This is a genomic window from Nonlabens agnitus (genome assembly GCF_002994045.1).
Lineage (GTDB): Bacteria > Bacteroidota > Bacteroidia > Flavobacteriales > Flavobacteriaceae > Nonlabens > Nonlabens agnitus.
Genome location: NZ_MQUC01000003.1, coordinates 3,061,754 through 3,077,284, shown reverse-complemented (window position 1 = coordinate 3,077,284; position 15,531 = coordinate 3,061,754). Strand labels below are relative to the sequence as shown.

Here is a 15,531-nt window from a genome sequence, read left to right as displayed (position 1 = left end):
AAGACCTCAATGATATCAGTCTTCCAAACATTTTTTAACGGGAATTTGATTTTGAGCATTTTAAAATTGTACGAAAATTCTACAATAACAAAAAATAAAGATTACGCTCTACGTCTCTAAAGAGTTGCTCTTAATGTTGATGTATATTTAGGCCTTAAACATTCAAGTATCAACTGTGCGGGTTTTGCATTTTAGGTTATTGTCGCTGTTAACCCTGCTTTTCTTTGCAGTTGGTAAGGCACAGCGATCTGTAGAATCAGATAGCATCAAGCGTACTACAGTTGCTACAGAAGAGCTCTTAAGAGATATGATGTTTGAAAGCTTCCAGCTCTATTCAGAAGGCGATTTTCAAGGTTCACTCAAGAACAACCTCGCGACCATCAAGCTTGCTGAAGCATCCAATAATCTAGAAATTGCTCACGAATCTTACAGCTATTTAGGGTATGATTATCTAATTCTTGAAGACACTGTAAAAGCTTTGGAAGCCTTTGAGAAATCCTACTACTATGCCAGAAAAACCAGAGATAGTCGTCAAATAGCTAATGCTTATACAGATTTTGCCGCGGTTTATGTACAGGATAGCGCTACTTATGAAAAGGGACTGCATTATTTTAAAAATGCATTTACGATATACCACACATTAAAGGACAGTTCTGGACTTCACGGTAGTTATTATGACTATGCTAAGGTACTTCTATCACGTGGTGAGAAGAAAGAATTCAACGAGGTAGTGGATTCTCTCATGAACTATTCTGGCTATTCTGAGCTCAATCCAGGATATAAAGCAAGGTCATACAATCTTAAGGCTCAAAGCTATTTAATTCGTGGAGATGTGGATCAAGCTCTTCAAAACTTAAATGTGGCGTTAGAATTGGGCGAGGAATCGCATTCCAATTTTATCCTAGAAGAAATTTACAAGATTTATGCTACTGCCTTAGAGTCAAAACAAGACTATAAAATGGCCTATGCCATGATGGTCAAATATGATAGCATCTTCAACATCAATCAAAAGGACCGTAGTTATTCAGAAAGCAGAAAAATAGCTGCAAAATATGAGGTTGCCGAAGTTCAGGAAGACTTATTACAGGCACAGTTAGAAAAAGACCTGGAACAAGAAAAGGTTCAAAACCGCACCATCATCAATTACATCCTTATTGGGGTCATTCTGCTAGGATTAGGGTTGATTGTATTCCTTTACTATATTTCTAGAAGAAGAAAATCCTATATTACCGCACTCCGAACTAAAAATATACAAGTAGAAAAAGCAAAACTAGAGGCAGAACGTCTTGCCAAGGTCAAAAGCAATTTCTTCTCTACCGTGAGTCATGAGCTTAGAACTCCATTATATGGTGTGATCGGTTTGAGCAGTATACTCCTTGAAAAGAACAAGGACAAGGACAACCTTCAAGAGTTACAATCCCTTAAATTCTCTGCAGACTACCTTCTAGCACTAGTGAATGACGTATTGCACCTCAATAAAATAGACTCTCAAAATAGACTCGAGAACCATGGCGATGTTTTCAACCTTGTGGATCTTATAGACAACATCACCTCATCCTTTGAATATCTGCGCGTTCAAAACAATAATGAACTGGAAGTTGAGTATGCACAACAGCCGCCACATTTAGTAAAGGGCAACAGCACGGTACTCTCACAAATTCTTATGAACCTCATTGGAAACGCCTGTAAGTTCACAGAAAACGGAAGGATTCTAGTTCGAATAGCCTCCAATGCTACAAAAGATAACGATTGTGACATTAAGTTTTCAGTACAAGACACCGGTCCAGGCATAGCGCCAGACAAAGTAAAACAGATATTTGAAGAGTTCGCTCAAGGCGAAAGCAAAAACATCACCTTCCAGGGAACTGGTTTAGGCCTTTCCATTGTCAAAAGACTATTACGCGCTTCGGGTTCAGAAATACATGTAGAGAGTGCGCTTGGCAAAGGCTCGACTTTTAGTTTCTCAATGACTTACGAGGTCATCGAGCAAGAATCTGCGAAAAAGCTGAACATACCTCTCAAGGTTTATGATGTTAGCGAACTCAAAGACAAAAAGATCCTAATTGTGGAAGACAACCAGATCAATCAAATGGTGACCAAAAAAATCCTAGAGAAATTTGAGGTGCAGTGCGATATCGCGGGCAATGGAAAAATTGCTGTAGAAAAAGTAAGAGACAACTCTTATGATCTGGTTCTCATGGATATTCACATGCCGGTCATGAACGGTATAGAGTCCACTAAAGAGATACGTAAATTCAGTAAAGTTCCCATTTTAGCACTTACCGCGGTAGAGCTGGAAGAAATGCGAGAACAGATTTACAACAGTGGCATGAACGACATCATTGTAAAACCTTACGATGTTAAACATTTCCAACAAGCTATTTTAAGAAGCATGGCTACATATTAAATGGCAATTTACCCTTATAAGATTGGAAGTAAAGATCTAGAGCCACAGTTTGCGACGTCCACGAATTCAGGCCTGGCCTACCTTTCTTCTATTAGCTTGTCATCTTTCCAGGTGCCACTAGCAATGATGTTACCGTCTTTATCGTAGAATTTCCCCTTACCATTGCGCAGATCATTGTCCCATGAACCTACAAACTTCTCACCATTAGTCCAGTAATATGTACCTAAGCCGCTACGCACGTCGTTGACGTATTCCCCTTCATAATGTTCGCCATCAATCCAGTAAAAAGTACCATTTCCATGTCGCAGACCATTGTGCCACTCTCCTTCATAACGACTACCACTATCAAGAATGGCAATACCATACCCATTAGCTTTTTTTCTTTTCACCTGGCCCACATAGTGAAGACGGTTTCCTTTTGCACTTTTAAAAGTTAAGTATTCTCCATAGAGCTTTTGCTGCATCTGTGTTTGAATATTCTTGAGTTGCATCTGTGCTTTTGCTAGTGCAAAACTTAAGGAATCAATTTCCTGTTGGCTGTATTGTTCCGAGGGCGTTACCGCGGCTGTAGCATCGATAGGTTCTGATGGATTTGATCGATATTTCAATTGATTTTGCATGGCAAGCATTCTGGTGCCTAGACTGCGACGCAACTCGCGATCCATCATATAATTTGTAGTAAACTGGTCAAGATTTTCGAGAGCTTGCTCATAGTTTCCTGCTTCCAGTAAAGAATCTGTTCTTGAGATGACCTTCTTTTGATTTAAGTCCAGATCTGTATTTTCTTCTTGTTTTCCTGCGGCTAACTCTTCTTTTAAATTCTCGCTCTTGTTATATTGATAAAAGGCAAATGTCGCTGTTAGCAAAACCAATATGTATGGAAATATTCTTTTCATAGCAATTTTTTTACCTCAATCTCTAAAATGAATGTCTGGCAGTCTGTTCTTAACTTTACGGAAGTCTGGTGAGAAGTATACATGTAGTCGTGCTGTGTAATTCTGGTTATAATTACCGCCATTATCCAGTGTTTGTCCAAAACTATACATAAATCCAGCCGCTACCGTCAAACGTGGATTTATTATGTAACCTATAGTGGTATTGAGGCGGACGTCTTCTAACGGACTGGCCACGACCGGCGTTCCACTTTGAAGAATCACTTCTGCCTCTGGCGCTACATAAACTGTCTTTGTTTGAAGTTTAGGTGTGTTGAGCGGTACCTTGACTCTAAACATATAGCGGAAGCGATTTCTAAAAATATAGTTATCCTCTTCATTAAAACCCTTTGACCATCGATGCTCGATACGCAGTCTATGATAAGCCATGGCATTATATACCGGCATAGCAAACTGATATTGATGCCAGATACGGTATTCTGGAATAAGGTTTGCCGCTTCACTTTCTGGATCTGTATTAAAATTGAGCCTCAACACACCACCAAGGGCAAAATTAGTCTTCTTGTCATAGATGTATCCTATGGCATGACGGTTGTAGATTTGAGCGAATTGACCTACGTAAGGCGTATTTTCAGTTTCTTCTAATCTGAAATGAGTTTGTGCTATCCAGAACAACCTTTTTGAGATACGTATATTGCCATAGGTGTTAATCCAGTATTTGGTCTTGACGTCCTTGAACTTTGACTCTTCTGGTATGATTTGTGGTTCCTGCGCTTTCGCGAAAGCGAAAACCAAAAACATCATCATCGGTAGTAAGATTCTACATATTTGCATACAAATAGTGCTAGTCAATTTTTTAGACGCCTAAAAGCTTGAGAATTTCCTGTGGATCTTCCTCGCGTTTGAGGCGTCGCTCAAGACGTTGAGTATCTTCATCACGCAGTGTTGTGAGTTTACTGTTTAACGTCTCGTATTGCTCGATCCATTCCTGATAGCTACCACATTCCAGACCATCTTGCACCTGCTGGAGCAGGTAAGGCAGTAAATAATCCTCATACGCCTTAGTAATACGTTTCTTGACTTGTTCCTCCATGAAAGTGGCTGTAAATATGACGTAGACGTCCTCCGTATATTTTTTCTTGAGTGCCTCCTGTCGGTTTGGGATGTTCACAAGTGTATTAATCAGCAACTTTTTATTATTTATACAAGCTGTGAGCTGTTTTGCCCTGTTGAGCTTTTCATCATTCTCTGGCATCTTTACATATTGAGTCAACTGCTTTTCAGTATTTTTTTGCATCGCCCGTAATGTTTTTGCTATATCCTCACGCTGGATGGTTGCCAGGGAATCAATCATTTCTTTGAATACTGTAGATTCTGCGACGAGCTTATCTTCCTCGCTCAAATAAAGTGGTTTACGTTTTATTGCAGTGGTCTTTACATTGAGCTGTCCTTGGATTTCCTTAATTACTTCGTAGGAAAATCTCGCCAACTCTTCAACGTCGTCCAAGGCAAAATCAAATCTGTTGTAACTTGATGAAATATTGTGACGATAGACCTGCTGTACATTAGCAGTATCTATCGTTTTAATTGTAGTATCTGGCAAACCCAAAGGCCATAAACCATTGATCAATTCTTTTCGCAAAATATGCTGGGTGACCTCTTCACCATGCAATCTCGACAGTTTTCCTAAAGTCTTCAGATTCGTTGTATCAATAGTTACGATAGCATTATATAATAAAGCAGTCTGCTGATCAGTAAGTCTAGCTAGATTGAGTTGTGAATTGGTTCTTATAGAGACTGCTGCATCACGGGATTTGTCATAGATCGCAGCAATACGGTCTAGAGTTTTTCTCTCCTTATTTGTTAATTCATACAATGGGACTTTAACCGTCCCAGTAGCTAGTTTCACTGCTGCCCCTATATCTTGCATTTGACCTTCAATCTCATGTAAGTAAGTCGAGTTTTGTTTGAGAAGGGTACTTAAACCATGATCAAAGAAATGTACAGTATCACGTCGTTGCAGACGTAATTCCATGATATCTAAATAATGTCGATCTAACGGGATGGTCACCATCTTGTTGGTCTCATTATAATCGAAATAGAATTGCTTGTCCTTGCTATCACTAGTTTTAATGTTGAGCTCTGTAAGCAAACCGTTGGCAAAAGTCCAATTCTCATCTTCACTTATGCCGTCTTTACTAAATAAAGTCCAAGTATCGTGGGCACGACCATCGCGTAGAAGTCGACCTATCATGAATTGGTCTGGAACATCAATACGAAAACTGCGCTGTGGAACACCATTCTCATATGTGATCTCACTGCGATAATGATTACCAGCAATCTCTGAGTTTTTCACACTATCAATAGCAATGATCCATGAACCCTCTGGTAATCCGTTTTCATAATTCCCATTTATGCTTTTTTTGAAACCATCTAACTTTGTCACGTAGGACAATCCTACAAGTTCCTGTCTATCAAGTGGCACAAACTCACCGTAACTATATTCCCAAGACCCAGAAGGTTTATTATCTTTAAATTGTCCTTTTATCCTAACAGGTTTTAGGTCTGTCTGTTGCTCATTAGTGAATGTAAAATCACCTGTTTTAAGCGTATCGCCTTCCTGCACAACATAATTAAAAGTCGCAATGCCTTTAACGTTTTGAATTTGGTAAGGACCGTCAAATCTTTTTTGAGCAAATGATTGGGACCCGATCAAACACAAAAAGATAATCACCTTGAACCGCTGTAAGTGTAAAAAGGCTAGCGCTGACGAGTTGTACTTGCGTAAATTCCAGAATCTTAAATCCAAAAGTATTTATTTTAGAATTTTGGCAAAGGTATAATGCCTGTCATTGAAGTATTGATTCTCGAAGAGATCTTTGCATTTTAATAACATTTCATATCTCCCATTTGATGATCAGTATTTTAAATGACTAGAGATGAATTCGATAAGCGACTAGGAAATCAAATTTAATATTTAACTATACCTCATCAATTTTAAAGGAATAATGATACCGAATAGTTGACCGTCGTGGAACATGTAAACTAAAAAAGCCCTGCTGTAGCAGAGCTTCTTTTTGTACCTCAGGCCGGAATCGAACCGGCACGCCTTGCAGCATTGGATTTTGAATTTAAAGCCTGTACTTCAAAATTTATTAATAATCTAGTAATCAGTAATCTATATTTTTGGTTTATACATAATTTTATGGATATCGTAATCCCTTACGTAAACCTTAATCACCTGATTTTTTTGATATACCATGCGCCGGCACGATTGATTAAGTCAAATGTGATTACTTCGTTCATTTTGTTTTTGGTGGTAATTGTAGCAGTTGGCATCCCAATATTCTTTTTAAGTATTTCAAGATCTACATCTCGATTTGTGGATGCATTATAGTGATTTGGTGTTGAAACAAAACAGATCTTACCAGCGGTCGATTCATCTAGGTCACCATATATGTCAAAAAGATTGATATATAGCAAATCCTTTGGTTTTGTAGAGTAGGCCACAAAAGATTCCACCAGCCTGGTAGGATCTTCATTATAAAAATTAGCCTCTTGTGGCTTGTATTCTTGATAGATGCGTTGTACTTCCTGCAGTTGTTCAACAGCTCTATCATGTGCGTCTGTGGCTCGCTTCACTTCTTCTACTCTAGTGGACCTTGAGCGACCAAAAGTAAAACTAGATGCATCTGCAATTTGTTCGTTAGTTAGTGAAACATACTGCTCAGCGGCAACAATATCATTTCTTATCAAACCATTATAGAAGTTTCTGCCCTTTTGGATATTAGCACCATGCTCCATCAACTCAGCATCGCTCATACTATTGATCACTTCTTTTGAATCAGTTGTTTGGCCTGATTCTTTGCATGCGGTTAAGATGAATAACAATGAAAAGAAAAAGTAAAGTTTATTCATTTGTGATAGGATTTTACTTGGTTGATTTGTAAACTACATACATCATAGGCAACATTAACTGGCGGCCTTTCCTGTAAGTGCCTGGTTGGTAGATTTAAGTATTTGCACCGTTTCTTCCAGTGCCTTGATGTTGTTATCTTTAGCTTGCAATAGTTGTTGTTGTAACTTAATTTTTTCAGTCAGGTTATCAATGGTTTCATTAAGTTGGTTGGAAACCTTATAAATAGCAGAAGGTTCTTTTGCTAAGTAACTATCTTTTTGAAGATCTCCGGTAATTAGATCATCTAGTGATATCTTAAAATATTCAGCTATCTGAACGATTAAGTCCAGTTTTGGCTTCACTCTTCCACTAGCATAACTACTTACTGACCCCTGTTTGATTCCGAAAATCTCGGCAAAATCATTTTGACCTGATGTTTTTTCATCAATTAAGTAGCTGATATTATGTGCAATACGGATTTTCAATTATTAGTTTTAATATTATTTATCGTTTTTTGTACTTAATATCACTTTTTGTATGTATGTTTGTAAGGTCAAATTAAAACAATAACCTAATATGAGCAAGCCCACTACCACATTACACGGCGTCAAAAAAACTGGAGAACTTAAATATCTGGATATCTACAATAGATATGAAGCTGCAAGAAAACTAGGCTATCAAGGCAAATCATTTCTAAAAATGATTATCGTACCAGAATACGAGATTGAATTGAAGTCTGCAGAAATTTATGTCGTAAGAGGTCGTAAAATCCACAAGGAAAATCTAAAAAAAGAGAAGAAAGAAAAAAAGGCTGCATAGTCGTAAGGTTTTACCACACCTTACAAGCACGATGCCAAAATTTTTATTCATACAAAAAAAGGTCTGAGCTACCACCGCCCAGACCTTCAACAATAACCTTAGCCCTTCGACGAGCATAAAGTAAAACCATATTTCTATGGATTCATTTGCAAATATAGCAAAATGCCTGCCACATATTAACCGTCAACAACTACCACAATGACGGCCGCAGCACTTTCACCCATGGTATTGCCAGCCTTTATACAATTATCGTATGAAGAACAGATACGCTTTCGCGAAATGCTGGAAGCACATACCACAACTGCAAGCAACCCACCTAAGAAATATCTTACGGCCGCAGACTACTGGACTGATCCAAAGAACCAGGAAGAATTAATGTCTCGCTTATCTGCTGGCTTGTCGATCGCTGAAATACCACAACGATCATGAAAGACTTCAACCGATTTATGAATTTCTGGCCAGGCATTGCCGGCACAGAAACCAACAACAATACTCCGACGCAAGTCGCAACCGCTGTTAAGAGCAATAGCCAAGAGGGCAGCGGTTGTAAAAACACAACTCAAAACATACTAGATTTTGAAGTTGACTTCACCAGCGTTCAACCTTCTCAAGCATCCGCCTCATGATATCGTATGCAGAATCACAAGGTGAAAAGCCCTTCGACTGGTATAGCTTTTTAAATAAAGAAAATATATCAGATCAAGAATGGCAAGATGCCATAATGCTTTCAAATGATTGGGTTACTTGTGCTTGTGGAAATCAATGCAATATAATACCAAGAGAGGATGAAGGATTGTATTACCGTCATAACGGTAGACCAAAAGACAACCTTCTTTCAGATCTAGGTGGAAAATTCCACGGTTTAATCAAGCGCAGATATGCTACCAAAGCCATTGTTGTACTTCAAGAAATTGAAAACCGCAGCGCTTACCTAATCGCACAGATCCAGCAACAACAATCAAAAACCTCTACAGATGCCTAGACACTTTGACCGGTACCAGGCACAAGCTGCCATTGAGAATTATAGTGAGAACGCTGCAGATAGCAGCAACCGGTACGGCTTGCCTTTTCTTGCCATGACCAGCGAAAATATTCACACTGCAAACCTCAATAAAATATCCAACGATCAAAAGCTGGCCGCCATCCAGTTACTCAAATCATCATTAACCTAATCTACCAACAATGACCACCTACGCAGAAACACAAGGGAAAAAGCCTTTTGATTGGAATGAGTTTTTAAGCATGGAAGATATCACACAAGATGAATTTAAAGATGCCTGTTATTTAGCTTCTGAGTGGGTTACATGTGCCTGCGGTAATCAGTGTCATTTAATTCCTAGGGAATACATAAATTCTAATTATAAGCACAACGGTCGTCCGATCGACGACGATCTAGCTCAATTTGGTCTTGATTTTTACTGGCATTTAAAAATGAAAAGATTTGACAAAGCAAAAATTGTCTTAGAACTTATAGAACAACGCAGCGCCCAACTCATTGCTGAGATACAAGCCCAACAACCTAATCCAGCCGCGCAATGATCAACCTATACAACACACGTATTGAATCCATTGCCTTGCACCGCATAGGTAACAAGAACAAAGGTGAAAAGCTACAAACCAGCAATGAAACCATTGAGCTCGATGACGAAATGCATTCACTGCTCAAGGAATATTTCCTAAAAGCATTTCGCTCTACAAAGGAAGAATATCAAGCCTTTTACCATGAAGAAGATATTGCCTTTCATGAAATGAATTCAATAATTCAATCCATGTTTGAGCGTACAGAATCCTTTGTAAATAACAGTCAAGCAATTGCCAGTAGGTTATACGATCAATCTGTTCACCCACATATACGCAGCGGTGAACTCTATGTTGTTGAATTTTCCAATTGTGTTGTTGATAATGAAAAATGTAACGCGATTGGGATCTTTAAATCTGAGGTAAAACAAGATTTCCTGCAGTTTGATGAAGGTGCTCCCAATATTAGAATGTTGTTGCAGCAAGGTGTGAACCTCAATAAACTTGATAAGGGTGCCATCATTTTCAATACCCCAAGCGATGGTCATAAGATACTAACTGTGGACAGCAACCGGTATGATGCAAAATACTGGCTGGATGATTTCTTAGGCGTTGATGTGTTTGAGGATTCCCATTTCTTCACTCGCAAGTATCTAAAGTTTTGCACTGCATTTGCAGACGACGTGATCCTGCCAGCTGAGGATAAGAAGGAACAAATCATGTTTATGAATCGCACGATCAACCATTTTGCAAAGAATGATGATTTTGACGAAAGCGCATTCCTGATTGAAGTATTGGATAATCCAGACCTATTGCCAGAATACCACCATTACAAATCTGAGGTAGGACCTAAATACAGTATTGAGGACCTAACCCACTTCCCTATTTCAAACACGGCCGTAAATGAATCTCGCAAATTGATCAAGGGAACGATCAACCTGGACACTAATATTTCCATTAAAGTAGGACACGTCAATAACGAGACAGCAGATAAATACCTCGAGAAAGGATGGGATGAAGATAAACAGATGTACTACTACCTAGTGTACTATAACCGTGAAGAAAAGAAGTGATGTGTAAAATAGAAATAAAGCCAATCAAAAGGCTCAATATTAAGCAGCAGAGATTATGTCTTTTAAAAATGTATGAAGACGAAATTGTTGATAATCTAAAATTTAGATCTGAAAGGTCTGAAGGGAGAATATCAGGAATTAAAACAGGGCTATTTATGATGGGATTCACACATAAAGACTTAAAAAATTTAAGAGAGCAAATAGAAAAAACTAATGAGCAATAACAACAATTCCTTATGGTTTAAAACCATTGTAATGATCATAATAATAATGGTCATGGCCGTAATCATTCTATCAACTAGTAACAACCTAACAACTACCACATGAGTTTACTTTATAAAGATCCTCAAAATTTTAAATACACGGTTGACATTGAGCAAAATGATGGAGAGGTCAACATGGTATTTTGGAGCGATAGCGGCAAGTTTGGAACTGATGAAATAGTTGATGAATACCATTTCACACCCAAAGAATTATTAGAGGTTCTACAAACCGAATCGAATAAAGATGTTGAACTCGATGATGAAACGCCACTATTATCAAAAGAAGAAAAGATCACGTTTGCCGTAATCCTAGCAGCTATCATAATAGGGTGGTACTGCAACGTGATTCTATCTAACTATTTAGACAAACAATAACCTAACAACTACCACATGAGCATGCAACTAGCAATTTTTGACAATCACAAAGTTGGTGAACAGCAAATAACATTTTTTGAACCCAACAACAATGAAACCTTTATAGGTGAGACTTTCCACGGTCGTGGCGGTGATTATACCATCAAAGAAATTATTAATCGAAGGGATTCTGTTGTTACTGGTCACCAATATGTGACAGCAATAGCAAATCGTACTCCTAACAAATTTGGTGTCAATTAAAACCAATCAACCATGGAAAAACTAACAATAAAGCAAGCGTTAAAAGAAGGTTACACTCATTGTGGCAGCCCTTCTAAAGAATGGCAGTCACTTCATAAAGTTGAAGAATTAACCATAGCAGATTTTGATCATCAAACTTTTGTTTTAGCAAGCAAAATACCTAAAACATTCACTTTTTCAAATGATCAAATCAAAGAACTCTTAATTGATGTTATCTCTGACAATGAAGCTGAGGAAAGTGGACGGGATGACGACAATGTGTATGAAGCATTAAAAGAGCTGGATTGTACAGATATATCTAATCAAGTGGATGCTATACTCAAAAAACATTGCTATTGGACTTTGACCGATATAGAATTAACCTTCTAAAACCACTACTAAATGAAAATATTGACACCAGCACATAGCTATTTCTTACAACACGATTCAAGCGCTGAATTTCCAGAAAATGGTCAACATTTAAGATTTGTTCATAAGACCTTCAATGATGATGGAACTGAAAAATATGTTTTTCCAGGTACCACTGATGAAGAGGTTTTGGATGTACTCATTGACCGCATAACCACTCTCAATGACAGAAATTACAGCGGTTACAACATAGAAGCATTAGTAGGACTTAAAAGAGCCAAAGCCGCTTTGCAACAGCGCACTAACGACCGCAAAGCGCGAGGCGTTGAAGGAACTTCAAAAGCATAACCATGGACTTACATTTCAACCTATCCTTACTCAACCTCATAAGTCTCGCCTTTATAGCGGTAATGATTGTACTATGCCTATTGAGCATAAGAGCAGAAAAAGTAAGGGTATTCACATTTCAAAACCAGTTCATCTATAAAGAGAAGCTGCGGCGTGATAAGGATCCTGAGCATTTTACAAAGTTCCTGGACTTTGTGGAGAATAGCCCAGGGTTTTATGAGATTCTGCTTTCGCGAAAGCGAATTAAAACGTCCAACTTCTATACAAAAGAGGAACAACAACAATATTTCGCATGATCATTGACTATAACATACAACTCAATCCAGCGGTATCGCTTAATGTGATCACCACACCAGCTACACTAGACGATCAACAACAATTCATCAACGGTGATCCCATGGCCAACTATGGCGAGATCTACATTACCAGCGCATGCCGGCAAGCTACCATTGATAATTACCTACTCTATGCACAGCAGTATAAGAGGTACGTCATGACTTATAACGCCATGGGCGACCTGGTTAATGAAAAGGTGCAACAACAACATGAGAAAGGATTGACGACCACGCAACAAACTTTCCTTAACGCATGGATCAGGAAGAACTGGAACAAACCGGTAAGGTGGAGCGATGACAAATGGAATCAGGCCACTTTTGACATGAAAAAGGCGATGAGCATCAAGCCTAAAAATGTTTACCTCTATAATCAGGCCGTGCGTGAGTTTAATATTGCACATGGGAACATACTGCCTATGGCCAAAGCCTATGCATTAGGTAAAACCCATAAGGACACGTTTATGACGTTGTTGTATTGGTATAGTGGTGCGATCAAAAAACACACTCAAACGTGGCGCAGGATTGCCAACAGGCCGCCAAAGGCATTGATCCCATTAGAGTTTAATTGTCATAACCTAAGTGTATCAAAAAGAGCCAATGGAGCGCTTAACAGCGATGTTTGCAAGAAAACCATGTACAACCACCGTCAACGATTAGAAGAAGCTGGCGTGCTTGTATATGGTGCTTTCCATGGCTCTAATGATGGTCGCAGTGCCTACATTAACAAGGAAATTTTGATCCTTTGGGATCCTTCGAGCTCTCAAAAACGCACCACTGATAATCAGTTAGTTAATTCTGAAAGTAAGAAAGAATTGCAAGATAGATGTGTAAGTACTTTTCTTAAAGATAATATTAAAAATAATGGAGCTCTAACGAGCTCTGGAAAGGATTCGCTACCGCTCATTCCTTCAAATGATTTTTACTTAAACACTCCTCTGCAAGATGTCAAAAAAATTGAAGCGCCAGCGACCACCGAAAAAAAAGAGGCGGTTTATCGCAATCCTAGGGAAAGAGAATTGGACCAGCTGCTTGCTGCAACAACAACCATCCCACAACTAGCAAAGGAACTGAGCGCTGGCCAGCACGATTACCACCAGATCATTAAGCGTGACCAGGTAGAATCGATGGTTAAAAATGACTTGATCAATGAGGAACGGTTAGCCATTTTCTTGAGCCAGGAATTTGCTCGTGCCGCTGCTCGTATCTGGATAGGTAAAACCGTATTCATGCCAGTGTGGATTACTGCCTTGAAGTTGATTACAAAGAATTTTTACCGTTCAAACGGTGATTTAGTCGGTAAAAACACAATGTTAGAACATTTTGCAAAGCACATGGAACGATTGCGCATTGTTGTTGACTTCATGAAAAACAACCCAAAATGGAACCCATTGTTCCCTTCAAAATACTTTGATCCCTTGCGCACCAAGCCAGATGATGGCGGTTATGTAGTCACCAACAAACTGCATCGATATGCCGAAAAAGAGAAAGAACAATCCCAAAAATTGAAAGAACAAAGGGAAAGTGAAGCACGTCGCCGCGTTTATCGCAGGTCCAGACGTACCAAAATGATACGGGTAACACGCAAATACCTACGCAACAAAATCACGTACAACGATTTCTATTACCACGTGAGTAAAAACCTAGCAGAATATAAAAACCGCATTCCAGAATTTGAACAGCAGGAACGCATTAATTTAAAACTTGAAGGATGATCCAGCAACCATTTACGGCAGCATCACTATTCACTGGATTAGGTGGTTTTGATATTGCTGCAGATGAAATGGATTGGGAAACATTATTTCAATGTGAAATAGATCCTTTTTGTCGTCAAATATTAAATCATTACTGGCCTAACGCAACACTTTACAATGACATCACAACAACAGACTTTAGATTTTGGAGACACAAGGTCGACATTCTTACAGGTGGTTTCCCGTGCCAACCATTCAGCCTTGCAGGAAACAGAAAAGGAACGACAGATGACCGTCACCTCTGGCCGCAAATGCGCCGCGCTATTAAAGAAATCATGCCGCCATGGGTTATTGCAGAAAATGTTGCTGGAATCACCAGTATGGTTTTCCCAACGGGTAAAACTCAAGTGGAAACCCAGCACCGTACTGGCGGCAAAGACCATTATAGATCAGTGGAACGAGAAACCGTCATCAACAGAATTTGTAAAGATTTTGAAGAAATGGGATACGAGGTCACACCGTTTATTATACCGGCTGCAGGTGTCAACGCACCGCACAAAAGAGATCGATGCTGGTTTATTGCCTACAGTAACGACGGATTCTGCAAACGAGCGAACTATAAACTACGCACAAGGCGGCCAGCCGCTTACCGTCGCAGCACAGTTACTACCTACAGTTCAAACACAAGGCTTGAAGCAATGCGACAAAGGCCAAAGCAAACCAATCGATTTGAGTTTACTTCCTACACCAACAACAACTGGCCAAGAAGGTTACAAAACACGAGCAGCAAGGCAAGGGCATTCCAAGGCCATGACTTACCTCGAGGCAAACGTAGAATATCAAATGGGAAAAGGATTGTTACCAACGCCATCAACCATGGATCACCGTACAGATGTAAGAAAGCCAGCAGAACGCAGCACGGCAGCAAATCAAGGAGGTTGCAGCAACTTGAGGGAAAAGGTTCACGAAATGTGGCCAACCCCAACGGTCAACGATTTCAAAAATATAACCTTACCACCATCACAAGCCAAAAGGCACGACAGCATTGTAGAACGCATTACAAAAATGGATCCAACAATTGGCGAGACTTCCCGACTGAATCCCCTATTTGTGGCAGAAATGATGGGATTCCCGACGGACTGGACGGTATTACCTTTTCAAAATGGCGACGTGAAACGATCAAAGGATATGGCAATGCTGTAGTGCCGTTAGAAGTACTAGAACTTTTTAAAATGATTGAAGAAATTAATAACCTAAAATTGTAAATTACAACCTATTAACCAGCGCACTACCACCATCGCGCTATAAAACAACAACAACACC

General features: G+C 39.2%; 21 protein-coding genes. 16 read left to right on the top strand and 5 right to left on the bottom strand.

Annotated elements, in window-relative coordinates; genetic code table 11:
- The first annotated feature begins 199 nt into the window (after nt 1–199).
- Nucleotides 200–2,407 carry an ATP-binding protein gene (locus tag BST86_RS14165; protein WP_105983820.1) on the top strand — a complete coding sequence of 736 codons (2,208 nt, stop codon included), beginning with the start codon at nt 200–202 and terminating at the stop codon, nt 2,405–2,407.
- A gap of 77 nt (nt 2,408–2,484) precedes the next feature.
- On the opposite strand, the gene BST86_RS14160 is transcribed toward BST86_RS14165, so the two are convergent.
- From BST86_RS14160 to BST86_RS14140, 5 genes are all read right to left on the bottom strand, one after another.
- Complete coding sequence (locus BST86_RS14160; RefSeq protein WP_105983819.1) at nt 2,485–3,303, bottom strand: MORN repeat-containing protein; 819 nt, start codon at nt 3,301–3,303, stop codon at nt 2,485–2,487.
- A 15-nt stretch (nt 3,304–3,318) separates the two neighbouring features.
- Nucleotides 3,319–4,107, bottom strand: coding sequence for a DUF2490 domain-containing protein (locus BST86_RS14155; RefSeq protein WP_242446547.1), 789 nt, complete (start codon nt 4,105–4,107; stop codon nt 3,319–3,321).
- Nucleotides 4,108–4,156: 49 nt separating this feature from the next.
- Nucleotides 4,157–6,109, bottom strand: a complete 1,953-nt coding sequence (locus tag BST86_RS14150) for a hypothetical protein (RefSeq protein ID WP_146126781.1) — start codon at nt 6,107–6,109, stop codon at nt 4,157–4,159.
- Nucleotides 6,110–6,537: 428 nt separating this feature from the next.
- Entirely contained in the window at nt 6,538–7,218 is a 681-nt protein-coding gene (locus BST86_RS14145; RefSeq protein ID WP_105983816.1) for a hypothetical protein, read from the bottom strand.
- 54 nt (nt 7,219–7,272) lie between these two features.
- Entirely contained in the window at nt 7,273–7,683 is a 411-nt protein-coding gene (locus BST86_RS14140) for a helix-turn-helix domain-containing protein (protein ID WP_105983815.1), read from the bottom strand.
- A 91-nt stretch (nt 7,684–7,774) separates the two neighbouring features.
- Here BST86_RS14140 and BST86_RS14135 point away from each other — a divergent pair, with 91 nt between their 5' ends.
- From BST86_RS14135 to BST86_RS14070, 15 genes are all read left to right on the top strand, one after another.
- Complete coding sequence (locus tag BST86_RS14135) at nt 7,775–8,017, top strand: hypothetical protein (RefSeq protein ID WP_105983814.1); 243 nt, start codon at nt 7,775–7,777, stop codon at nt 8,015–8,017.
- A 198-nt stretch (nt 8,018–8,215) separates the two neighbouring features.
- Nucleotides 8,216–8,446, top strand: a complete 231-nt coding sequence (locus BST86_RS14130; protein WP_146126780.1) for a hypothetical protein — start codon at nt 8,216–8,218, stop codon at nt 8,444–8,446.
- Nucleotides 8,443–8,643 carry a hypothetical protein gene (locus BST86_RS14125; RefSeq protein ID WP_105983812.1) on the top strand — a complete coding sequence of 67 codons (201 nt, stop codon included), beginning with the start codon at nt 8,443–8,445 and terminating at the stop codon, nt 8,641–8,643. Before BST86_RS14130 ends, BST86_RS14125 begins: the two co-directional genes overlap by 4 nt.
- Nucleotides 8,640–8,999, top strand: a complete 360-nt coding sequence (locus tag BST86_RS14120) for a hypothetical protein (protein WP_105983811.1) — start codon at nt 8,640–8,642, stop codon at nt 8,997–8,999. Before BST86_RS14125 ends, BST86_RS14120 begins: the two co-directional genes overlap by 4 nt.
- Nucleotides 8,992–9,189 (top strand): hypothetical protein, encoded by a 198-nt coding sequence (locus BST86_RS14115; protein ID WP_105983810.1) that lies wholly within the window; start codon nt 8,992–8,994, stop codon nt 9,187–9,189. Before BST86_RS14120 ends, BST86_RS14115 begins: the two co-directional genes overlap by 8 nt.
- A 10-nt stretch (nt 9,190–9,199) precedes the next feature.
- A complete protein-coding gene (locus BST86_RS14110; protein WP_105983809.1) occupies nt 9,200–9,556 on the top strand; it encodes a hypothetical protein in 357 nt (118 codons plus the stop codon).
- Entirely contained in the window at nt 9,553–10,608 is a 1,056-nt protein-coding gene (locus tag BST86_RS14105; RefSeq protein WP_105983808.1) for a nucleoid-associated protein, read from the top strand. Before BST86_RS14110 ends, BST86_RS14105 begins: the two co-directional genes overlap by 4 nt.
- Nucleotides 10,608–10,832 carry a hypothetical protein gene (locus BST86_RS14775; RefSeq protein WP_146126779.1) on the top strand — a complete coding sequence of 75 codons (225 nt, stop codon included), beginning with the start codon at nt 10,608–10,610 and terminating at the stop codon, nt 10,830–10,832. Before BST86_RS14105 ends, BST86_RS14775 begins: the two co-directional genes overlap by 1 nt.
- A gap of 99 nt (nt 10,833–10,931) precedes the next feature.
- The gene (locus BST86_RS14100) at nt 10,932–11,246 is read left to right on the top strand and encodes a hypothetical protein (protein WP_105983807.1); all 315 of its coding nucleotides are present in this window, start codon (nt 10,932–10,934) and stop codon (nt 11,244–11,246) included.
- 15 nt (nt 11,247–11,261) lie between these two features.
- Nucleotides 11,262–11,486 (top strand): hypothetical protein, encoded by a 225-nt coding sequence (locus BST86_RS14095; RefSeq protein ID WP_105983806.1) that lies wholly within the window; start codon nt 11,262–11,264, stop codon nt 11,484–11,486.
- A 12-nt stretch (nt 11,487–11,498) separates the two neighbouring features.
- Nucleotides 11,499–11,855: a hypothetical protein gene (locus BST86_RS14090; protein WP_105983805.1), complete on the top strand. Its 357-nt coding sequence runs from the start codon at nt 11,499–11,501 to the stop codon at nt 11,853–11,855.
- Between the two features lie 12 nt (nt 11,856–11,867).
- Complete coding sequence (locus tag BST86_RS14085; protein ID WP_105983804.1) at nt 11,868–12,182, top strand: hypothetical protein; 315 nt, start codon at nt 11,868–11,870, stop codon at nt 12,180–12,182.
- Between the two features lie 2 nt (nt 12,183–12,184).
- Nucleotides 12,185–12,478, top strand: a complete 294-nt coding sequence (locus BST86_RS14080) for a hypothetical protein (RefSeq protein WP_105983803.1) — start codon at nt 12,185–12,187, stop codon at nt 12,476–12,478.
- Nucleotides 12,475–14,229: a hypothetical protein gene (locus tag BST86_RS14075; RefSeq protein WP_105983802.1), complete on the top strand. Its 1,755-nt coding sequence runs from the start codon at nt 12,475–12,477 to the stop codon at nt 14,227–14,229. Before BST86_RS14080 ends, BST86_RS14075 begins: the two co-directional genes overlap by 4 nt.
- Nucleotides 14,226–15,473, top strand: coding sequence for a DNA cytosine methyltransferase (locus tag BST86_RS14070; protein WP_105983801.1), 1,248 nt, complete (start codon nt 14,226–14,228; stop codon nt 15,471–15,473). The genes BST86_RS14075 and BST86_RS14070 overlap by 4 nt, the downstream gene beginning before the upstream one ends.
- The last annotated feature ends 58 nt before the right edge of the window (nt 15,474–15,531 follow it).

Excerpts from the sequence above, each read along its gene's own strand:
- BST86_RS14160 (WP_105983819.1), bottom strand. The coding sequence starts at position 3,303 with ATGAAAAGAATATTTCCATACATATTGGTTTTGCTAACAGCGACATTT.
- BST86_RS14155 (WP_242446547.1), bottom strand. The coding sequence starts at position 4,107 with ATGATGATGTTTTTGGTTTTCGCTTTCGCGAAAGCGCAGGAACCACAA.
- BST86_RS14145 (WP_105983816.1), bottom strand. The coding sequence starts at position 7,218 with ATGAATAAACTTTACTTTTTCTTTTCATTGTTATTCATCTTAACCGCA.
- BST86_RS14135 (WP_105983814.1), top strand. The coding sequence starts at position 7,775 with ATGAGCAAGCCCACTACCACATTACACGGCGTCAAAAAAACTGGAGAA.
- BST86_RS14130 (WP_146126780.1), top strand. The coding sequence starts at position 8,216 with ATGACGGCCGCAGCACTTTCACCCATGGTATTGCCAGCCTTTATACAA.
- BST86_RS14125 (WP_105983812.1), top strand. The coding sequence starts at position 8,443 with ATGAAAGACTTCAACCGATTTATGAATTTCTGGCCAGGCATTGCCGGC.
- BST86_RS14120 (WP_105983811.1), top strand. The coding sequence starts at position 8,640 with ATGATATCGTATGCAGAATCACAAGGTGAAAAGCCCTTCGACTGGTAT.
- BST86_RS14115 (WP_105983810.1), top strand. The coding sequence starts at position 8,992 with ATGCCTAGACACTTTGACCGGTACCAGGCACAAGCTGCCATTGAGAAT.
- BST86_RS14110 (WP_105983809.1), top strand. The coding sequence starts at position 9,200 with ATGACCACCTACGCAGAAACACAAGGGAAAAAGCCTTTTGATTGGAAT.
- BST86_RS14105 (WP_105983808.1), top strand. The coding sequence starts at position 9,553 with ATGATCAACCTATACAACACACGTATTGAATCCATTGCCTTGCACCGC.
- BST86_RS14775 (WP_146126779.1), top strand. The coding sequence starts at position 10,608 with ATGTGTAAAATAGAAATAAAGCCAATCAAAAGGCTCAATATTAAGCAG.
- BST86_RS14100 (WP_105983807.1), top strand. The coding sequence starts at position 10,932 with ATGAGTTTACTTTATAAAGATCCTCAAAATTTTAAATACACGGTTGAC.
- BST86_RS14095 (WP_105983806.1), top strand. The coding sequence starts at position 11,262 with ATGAGCATGCAACTAGCAATTTTTGACAATCACAAAGTTGGTGAACAG.
- BST86_RS14090 (WP_105983805.1), top strand. The coding sequence starts at position 11,499 with ATGGAAAAACTAACAATAAAGCAAGCGTTAAAAGAAGGTTACACTCAT.
- BST86_RS14085 (WP_105983804.1), top strand. The coding sequence starts at position 11,868 with ATGAAAATATTGACACCAGCACATAGCTATTTCTTACAACACGATTCA.
- BST86_RS14080 (WP_105983803.1), top strand. The coding sequence starts at position 12,185 with ATGGACTTACATTTCAACCTATCCTTACTCAACCTCATAAGTCTCGCC.
- BST86_RS14075 (WP_105983802.1), top strand. The coding sequence starts at position 12,475 with ATGATCATTGACTATAACATACAACTCAATCCAGCGGTATCGCTTAAT.
- BST86_RS14070 (WP_105983801.1), top strand. The coding sequence starts at position 14,226 with ATGATCCAGCAACCATTTACGGCAGCATCACTATTCACTGGATTAGGT.